We start from the raw sequence: 7,202 nt of genomic DNA, 5'->3' as shown, positions 1-7,202 counted from the left end.
TCGAGCCACGAGCCGTCAAACGACGACCTAAACCCTTCCCTCTGCTAACGAAAAATCGAAACCAGGCTCGCGAAGAAATCCGCCGATATGGTCATCCCAAAAAGCTTAAGTAAGTGCCATTCGGGTCAGACACGATTGAATAGGATGATACTTGGAATGGCGTGACAGGGCGGCTAAAGCTGCGAAGGCCAGCGACGGCGGCCGTGAAAGACCCGCAGGATGTCGATGCGTGTGCCCCGAACGCGGTAGGGCACGAGGTACGGCGTATCCGCCACCACCAGCTCGCGGGTGCCGGGCAAGCGCCCAACGCGGCCGAGGCTGGGATTGTCGGCCAGCAGGTTTACCGCGTCTTCGATCTCGACCACGATCCGAACCGCGGCTTGGGGATTGTCCCTGGCGATGTAGTCCGCTTCTTCCTTCAGATTCTGCAGCGCTCGCTTCAGCCACTTAACCTGCACGGCGGCGCCAGCCGTCGAAGAAACTCTTGACCTCGGTGTCCGATGCGAACTCGCCCCGGTCGGCTTCCGTGAGCGCCTCGCGAATTTCGCCGACCTGCCACTCATTCAGCTCGATGTAGTCGCGGATCGCCTCGGCGGCGAGGAACGAGCGGCTGCGCTGCGTGGCTTCGGCGAGCTTGTCCAGCCGGTCCTTGGTATCGTCTTCGAGGCGGATCGTCATCGTGCTGGACATGGGGCGGCCTGCTTGTGCTCGGGTGTGTACATTCTAACGCGTAATCGGGGACGTACCACAGTTGTTGGTCGAACCAGGAGCAGTCTCCGGGAATCGACCAATGAATCGATGGGATCAGACACGATTGATTGGCAGAAAAATAATGTCGACGAAATATTCAATCGTGTCCGACCCCATCGGTTTTCCCGAGGCATCATGACTAGAGAGGGGAAGGCCCGCTACCACCGGCTCGTCATCAACGCGAGTCCTCGCATGGACATTTGGCTCGCGGACAACGACGGGCACCTTGTGCAGAAGGAGACGGGGAAACTCGATACTCGGCTTCTGCCAGGTTCATACGTTGTGGAGTTTGGGCTCGGTACGCAGACCTATCCGATAAACCTCAGTGCAGATAGCCGGTACACACAGGCCGAGATTGAAGCAGGCCCGACATGCCCGCGCCCCGAGGTCAAGCTCGCGCCGCTGTACACAGCGAAGCAGGGCCAGTACCTCGCGTTCATTTTCTACTTCACGAAGATTCACGGGCAGTCACCATCTGAGGCGGAGATGCAGCGCTACTTCCGTGTAACGCCTCCATCGGTGCATCAGATGGTCGTGGCCCTTGAGGCGAAGGGCCTCATTGCCCGAACGCCTGGCATGGGGAGATCGATCAAGCTTCTGCTGAGTCGGGCGGAGCTTCCGGACCTTGAATGAGAGGGTCCGTTGGGGGATGTACCGTAAGTTGTGTGAAGAATTAGGTTCAGTCTCGATGTTTGGCTGTTTTCTTCCCAAGGATTGACCGTATGCATAATATATGCATACTGAGGTATGGGTATCGAGTTCGATCCGGATAAAGCGAATGCCAATCTGCGAAAGCACAAGGTGAGCTTTTCCGACGCTGAGCAAGCGCTTCGCGATGATCAAGCCGTTACCCTGGAAGACCCGGACGCTGAGGGTGAGCGCCGGTTCGTAACGCTGGGGATGGACGCGCTGGGGCGTGTACTCGTGGTGGTTCACACACCGCGTGGACGCAACGTCCGTCTGATCTCAGCCAGGCAAGCCAGTCCAGGTGAAACAAGGCAATACCATGCGCAAGGAATATGACTTCAGTAAGGGTGTTCGCGGCCCTGTGCTTCCGTCCAAGGGCAAGACGCGCATCACGATCATGCTGGATAGCGATGTTATTGAAGCGTTCAGAGAAAAAGCTGAAGCAGAGGGCGTTGGCTATCAGACGGCCATCAATGAGGCGCTGCGCGGTGCTCTGAAGAAAAAGGAGGCGCCGCTTACTGCCAGTGCCCTCAGAAAAATTCTGCGGCAGGAGTTGAGTGCTGGCTAAGTGAAACGTAATCGGGGACGTATGGCCTGCCCAATCAGCATGCGGGCGTCTCGGTTACAACGTCCTCGCTCGATCGACCCAAGGATTAAACAGCTGCGCGCGGGTTTTCACGTAAGCCGCTGTGTCCCGCGACACCACCGTCAGATCGTGATGCAACGCAGTCGCCGCGATAATCAAATCAGGCTGCGAAAATGTATGCCCCTGTTTGCGCCCTTCCTCGACCAGCAGCCGCCATTTGAGCATGATGTCTTCGGTGACTGGCAGCACTCGCTGTTCAAACATCGGGCGGACTTTCAGCGTCAGCCAATCGTTCAGCTCGGCCCGACGATTGGCGTCGGCGACCAACTCGATGCCGAAGCGGATTTCGGCAAGCGTGACGCTGCTCACATACAGCCGCTCCAACTGCTGTGCCTGCACGAAGGCGATGACCTTGGGTTCCGGTTTCAGTCGGCGCAGCTCGGACAGGATATTGGTGTCCAGCAACCAACCGGTCACAGCACGACATCACGTACGGGCATCGGCCCGCGTCCCGGCTCGATGTCGATCTCACGGTACGGTGACGACTGCATCGCCTCGATCAGGGCGCGGCCCGTTGTGCCGCCTTTGAGGCGGCGAAATTCTTCGGCCGCGATCACGACGACTTCGTCACGTCCGTGCACGGTCACATGCTGGGGACCCTCGCTGCGCACCTTGCGAACCAATTCGCTAAACCGGGCTTTGGCATCCTGCAGTAGCCAATGTCCGGGCCGCGAATTCGCCCCTTGCAGCTTGGGGGTCGATGGATGAGTTTTTCTAGTCATGCTGACCAGATTAGCATGGCCGCTCCGTTCGACCAATACAAAATTGTGTCAATGGAGCTCACAACCGTAGCCGATTCCATAAACCTTGAATCTCTTCCAGGGAGCATCCTTGCCGTAAAGCACACGCAGCCGCATTTTTCCTGATCGAGCCCCGCTCCGGCATCACAAGTGCCGGACTTCCTTCGGCGCTTCCCTCCAGTTGTCGTGCAGGCCGTCGGAATATCTCACCGGCGCCTCGGCCAGTTCCAGCGGGTCGACCCCGTTAAGCGTGGCGAGATTGATGCTGATGAACGCGCCGCCGATAGCTTCGACGTTGCCGTCTCCGAACGAGCGCACGCCGCAGTTGGAGCAGAAGCGGTGGTGCATGCTCTTCGTCGAGAACTGGTAGTCGCTGAGCGCGGTTTCGCCGGACAGCAGCCGGAACGCATCGGGTTTCACCATCGCGCCCCAGTAGCGGGTCTTGGCGCAGATGGAGCAGTTGCACTTGCCGGTGCCCTCGCTGAGATCGATGTCGGCCTCGTAACGCACCGCGCCGCAGTGACAGCTGCCGGAATAGGTCTTCTTCATGGGGTTGCTCCGTGTTGGACAGACCTCATGCTAGGCGGCATTGCGGACAGATCCTGTCCTCGATAACGTGCCGGCATGACCACTTCCTCGACGCGCCTGCTGCGCCTGATCTCGCTGCTGCAGACGCGGCGCTACTGGTCCGGACAGGAGCTGTGCGAGCGCCTGAGTGTGGACAAGCGCACGGTGCGCCGCGACGTCGACAAGCTGCGCAGCCTCGGCTATCCGGTGCAGGCTTCGAGCGGCCTGGGCGGCGGCTACCAGCTCGGTGCCGGCGCCGACATGCCGCCGATGCTGCTCGACGACGACGAGGCCGTCACCATGGCCGTAGCCTTGCGCGCTGCGGCCGGCAGCGTGGGCAAGCTGGACGATACCGCGCTGAGCCTGCTGTCCAAACTCGACCAGCTGCTGCCTGCGCGCCTGCGACGCCGCGCCAGCGCGCTGCATGCGGTGACGCTCACACTGAGCATGAGCGAGGCGCCGCTGCCCGATGCCGATCTGCTCACGCGCATCGCCACCGCCTGCCGCGATCACGAATGCCTGCGCTTCGCCTATCGCCGCCACGATGGCGACGGCGGAAACCGGCATGTGGAGCCGCTGCGCCTGGCCAATGCGGGCCGCCGCTGGTATCTGGTGGCCTGGGATCTGCAGCGTGGCGACTGGCGCACTTTTCGCGTCGATCGTATCGCTGCGCCGCTGGAAACCGGCCTGCGCTTCACGCCGCGCGAACCGCCCGAGAACTTCGCGGCCTACGTGGCACGCGCCATCCGCTACGCGCCTTTCCGGCATCACGTGCGCCTGAAGCTGCGCGGCTCGGCGCAGCAGAATGCCGGCCGGATTCCAAGCTGGTGTGGCGTGCTCGAAGCGCTGGACGAGCATCATTGCGTGCTCGACATCGGCGCCGAATCCGCCGAATCGCTGGTGGCGCAGATGCTGATACCGGGGCTGGATTTTGAAGTGCTAGCAGCCGACGAAGCGATGCTGCCTGAACTGCGCCGCGTGAGCGAGCGGCTGCGGCGCGCGCTGGGCGATTGATGCCCGTTCGGATCAACGCCGATCCGACCTCCGGCCCTGTGTCAGAAGATTCAATCGTGTCTGGCCCTGAGGCTTTCAAGCCGGCGACAGCTGAGTTGCCAGCTGCCAGTCGTGTCCGTTGGGACAGTTTTGCATGTCGCGGTGTTGGCCGACCCATTCGGCCTGGCACATCACGCAGCGAAACCGGACCGGCACCGACGGAGGCGGTGTGGCGGCTGACAGTGCCGCCTGCTCGGCCGCCGCAATCAACCGGGCCAGCTCATCCTGAGCCTGCTGCAGCAGGCGCGCGCGCTTGGGGTGGTAGACCCAGTGCCGAGCCTGGTCGCTGTTGGTGATGAACGAGCTCAGCTCCTCCAGGTAGGTGCCGCGATGCGGGCGCTGCCGAAGGAAAACGAGCTCGAGCTGATCCAGTGCGATCGATACGACGCCCATGCGGCGCTGTGCTGGGTCCGCCAACTCACCGGGCACCGCCCGGCCCGGGTGCGTGAAGTAGATGCAGAACGGCGTGCCTTTTACATGCCCGGCGAGATCGACGACGGCTTCCGGCAGCTGCGCTTCCATGACCGGGTCCTGGATCACGATGTCCTGACGTGGGGCGATCTCGACGTCTTTCCAAAACCATCGATCCAGCCTTTTCGAGTACAGAAGCTGCCGCTCGGCGAAACGAGGTAGCCTGATCGTGACCGTGTCGCTGCGAGCGAGCAGCTGACGCGCCATCAGCCGCACTGAAACCCAGAACGAAAACCGGCACTCCTGCCCGGTGTGCTCATAGACAGCCCGGCTCGCGTGGGCAAAATGCCAGGCTATTTCTTTGCCTTTACGGGCGATCAGCGGTGTGTCGCACGACGGGCAGACGCACTGGCAGCCCAGGCCGCGGGGCACATCGTGGATATCGACCGCCTGCTCGCTCGGCCGGTGCCATCCGAAGGGGATCAAAACCTGGGTCATGGTCTTGTGTATCTTTCGAGCCTGACTTTGTCTACCCGGTGCAAGCGGCTGCCTGGTTCCCACGGCGCTATTGCGTAAGTTATGCGGCTCGCTGTGAGGCGGCGGCCATCACATCGAATCAACCGGACTGCGGATAGCCCGCCCACCACGATTGAGTACATGGGTGTAGATCATGGTGGTGCTGACATCGGCATGGCCCAACAGCTCCTGCACCGCGCGGATGTCGTAGCCGCTCATCAGCATGTGGGTCGCGAAGCTGTGCCGCAGGCAGTGGCTGGACACCGGCTTTACGATACCGGCCTCCCTTGCGGCCGTCTTCAGCGCCCGCTGCAGCACCTGCTCATGTAGATGGGGGCGGTAAACGCTGCCGCTGCGCGGATCGGTCGACGGATGGGAGGCCGGGAACACCCAAAAACTGCCCCAGGACAGATCAGCCCGCGGCTGTGCCCGTCCCGCCGACGCAAGCGGCTGCATCGTGATCCCGGTGGTGTTCCGACTGCGGTCCAGCTCGAACAGGAGCTTGGCCCGCTCCAGTTGATCGCGCAGCAACAGGATCAGCGACTCCGGCAGCATCGTCACGCGGTCCTTCGCGCCCTTGCCCTCGCGGACGATGAGCTCGCGACGCCCGAACTCCAGATCCTTTACGCGGAGTTGCAGCGCCTCGTTCAGACGCAGGCCAGTGCCGTACATCAGCCGGGCCACCAGGCCCGTGATCCCGTCCATGCGGGCCAGCAACTGCCGCGTCTCGGACAGATCGAGCACGGTTGGCAGGCGTCTCGGCTTCTTGGCCCGTACCACGGCATTCAGCCAGGGCAACTCGACTTCAAGGACCTGGCGGTACAGAAACAGCAGCGCGGCGAGCGCCTGGTTCTGAGTCGATGCGGCAACCGAGCCCTCGGTCGCCAAGTTCGACAGGAAGGCCGTCACCTCTTCGCCGCCCATCTCGACCGGGTGGCGCTTGCCGTGAAAAAGGATGTACCGTCTGATCCAGGCGACGTAAGCCTCTTCCGTGCGGCGGCTGTAGTGGCGAACCCGCAGTGCCGAGCGAACCCGGTCCAGCAGCCGCGGCGGCTGCGAAGTCGGTGCCACCGCCAACTCGGTGGCGGTCTGCTGATCGAACGGCGGCTTGGACATGGTTCGTCCCCAAATGGTGGTCTGGAGGCGAGTGTCCTTCGATCTCTCCGATCATATTGTGCAGTGCCACACTTTTTGCCGATGACCGAGGAGGTAAATGTGAACCCGATCAACAAATTGCCGAATCTGGTCAGCTCTTATTCGTCAGGGCCGCTGGCTTATTCCGCGGACCTGCACACTAAATTGTAGTTGGGCTTAAAAGACATGCGTGTTGTTTACGTCACGGCCGGCGCGGCATTTCTTCTGGCCGCCATCTACTGCGTACTTTGGTTCTTCTCGTCAGCCAGCTTGGCCTGTGTCGCGTGCAACTGCGAATACTCGCTCTTTGCGGCTTCGTTCCGCTGCAAGCAGCCGCTCATTGCAAGCATTCTTGCTCTGCTGCTCTTTGCCTTGGCCGTCGCGTCGTTCTGGCTGTTGCTCCGCGCATCACGGCGAGGTAGGGTCTGAGGTACACGGTCGGTGGGGCGCGTTGTGATCATCCAACTTCATTCCAGCTTGCTCAGCTTCGGTCACATCGCGGCGTCGAGAGCAGCTCGGCCCAACAAGGCGTTCAACGCGAAGGCCCGTAAACGGGCCTCGCGTTAACTCCGGCGTTAGGACCCCGTAAAAAAGGGCAGTTAGAAACTTTTAAAATGAAATCGGAAACTGTAAAGCGAAAAGCGGGCTGTATAAACAGACGCAATCGTGCTACTACAAAGCTTCAAAATCCGGTCCGC

The 7,202-nt window shown here is 61.4% G+C and carries 11 protein-coding genes; 4 read left to right on the top strand and 7 right to left on the bottom strand.

Annotated elements, in window-relative coordinates; all coding sequences use genetic code 11:
- Positions 1 to 173: 173 nt before the first annotated feature.
- Both JWQ90_RS20855 and JWQ90_RS20850 read right to left on the bottom strand, forming a co-directional pair.
- Entirely contained in the window at positions 174 to 458 is a 285-nt protein-coding gene (locus JWQ90_RS20855; RefSeq protein ID WP_299696920.1) for a type II toxin-antitoxin system RelE/ParE family toxin, read from the bottom strand.
- A complete protein-coding gene (locus tag JWQ90_RS20850; RefSeq protein ID WP_299696919.1) occupies positions 448 to 690 on the bottom strand; it encodes a CopG family ribbon-helix-helix protein in 243 nt (80 codons plus the stop codon). The genes JWQ90_RS20855 and JWQ90_RS20850 overlap by 11 nt, the downstream gene beginning before the upstream one ends.
- Before the next feature lie 252 nt (positions 691 to 942).
- Here JWQ90_RS20850 and JWQ90_RS20845 point away from each other — a divergent pair, with 252 nt between their 5' ends.
- The 3 genes from JWQ90_RS20845 (at position 943) to JWQ90_RS20835 (ending at position 2,005) form a co-directional block, all read left to right on the top strand.
- Positions 943 to 1,383, top strand: a complete 441-nt coding sequence (locus JWQ90_RS20845) for a hypothetical protein (protein WP_299696918.1) — start codon at positions 943 to 945, stop codon at positions 1,381 to 1,383.
- A gap of 114 nt (positions 1,384 to 1,497) precedes the next feature.
- Positions 1,498 to 1,773, top strand: a complete 276-nt coding sequence (locus JWQ90_RS20840; protein WP_299696917.1) for a BrnT family toxin — start codon at positions 1,498 to 1,500, stop codon at positions 1,771 to 1,773.
- A complete protein-coding gene (locus tag JWQ90_RS20835) occupies positions 1,757 to 2,005 on the top strand; it encodes a BrnA antitoxin family protein (protein WP_299696916.1) in 249 nt (82 codons plus the stop codon). The genes JWQ90_RS20840 and JWQ90_RS20835 overlap by 17 nt, the downstream gene beginning before the upstream one ends.
- Positions 2,006 to 2,059: 54 nt before the next feature.
- Here JWQ90_RS20835 and JWQ90_RS20830 read toward each other — a convergent pair whose 3' ends face one another.
- From JWQ90_RS20830 to JWQ90_RS20820, 3 genes are all read right to left on the bottom strand, one after another.
- On the bottom strand, positions 2,060 to 2,500 hold the full coding sequence (locus JWQ90_RS20830; RefSeq protein WP_366919559.1) for a type II toxin-antitoxin system VapC family toxin: 441 nt from the start codon (positions 2,498 to 2,500) through the stop codon (positions 2,060 to 2,062).
- Positions 2,497 to 2,805, bottom strand: coding sequence for a type II toxin-antitoxin system Phd/YefM family antitoxin (locus tag JWQ90_RS20825; RefSeq protein WP_299696914.1), 309 nt, complete (start codon positions 2,803 to 2,805; stop codon positions 2,497 to 2,499). The genes JWQ90_RS20830 and JWQ90_RS20825 overlap by 4 nt, the downstream gene beginning before the upstream one ends.
- Before the next feature lie 162 nt (positions 2,806 to 2,967).
- Positions 2,968 to 3,372 carry a GFA family protein gene (locus JWQ90_RS20820; RefSeq protein ID WP_299696913.1) on the bottom strand — a complete coding sequence of 135 codons (405 nt, stop codon included), beginning with the start codon at positions 3,370 to 3,372 and terminating at the stop codon, positions 2,968 to 2,970.
- 75 nt (positions 3,373 to 3,447) lie between these two features.
- Here JWQ90_RS20820 and JWQ90_RS20815 point away from each other — a divergent pair, with 75 nt between their 5' ends.
- Positions 3,448 to 4,404 carry a YafY family protein gene (locus JWQ90_RS20815; protein ID WP_299696912.1) on the top strand — a complete coding sequence of 319 codons (957 nt, stop codon included), beginning with the start codon at positions 3,448 to 3,450 and terminating at the stop codon, positions 4,402 to 4,404.
- A gap of 75 nt (positions 4,405 to 4,479) precedes the next feature.
- On the opposite strand, the gene JWQ90_RS20810 is transcribed toward JWQ90_RS20815, so the two are convergent.
- Positions 4,480 to 5,352 carry a hypothetical protein gene (locus tag JWQ90_RS20810; protein ID WP_299696911.1) on the bottom strand — a complete coding sequence of 291 codons (873 nt, stop codon included), beginning with the start codon at positions 5,350 to 5,352 and terminating at the stop codon, positions 4,480 to 4,482.
- Positions 5,353 to 5,460: 108 nt separating this feature from the next.
- Positions 5,461 to 6,486: an integron integrase gene (locus tag JWQ90_RS20805; protein WP_299696910.1), complete on the bottom strand. Its 1,026-nt coding sequence runs from the start codon at positions 6,484 to 6,486 to the stop codon at positions 5,461 to 5,463.
- Between the last annotated feature and the right edge of the window lie 716 nt (positions 6,487 to 7,202).

The sequence above is a fragment of the Hydrocarboniphaga sp. genome (genome assembly GCF_028291725.1).
In the GTDB taxonomy this organism is placed as follows: Bacteria; Pseudomonadota; Gammaproteobacteria; order Nevskiales; family Nevskiaceae; genus Hydrocarboniphaga.
This window is presented reverse-complemented; position numbering and strand designations above follow the sequence as displayed.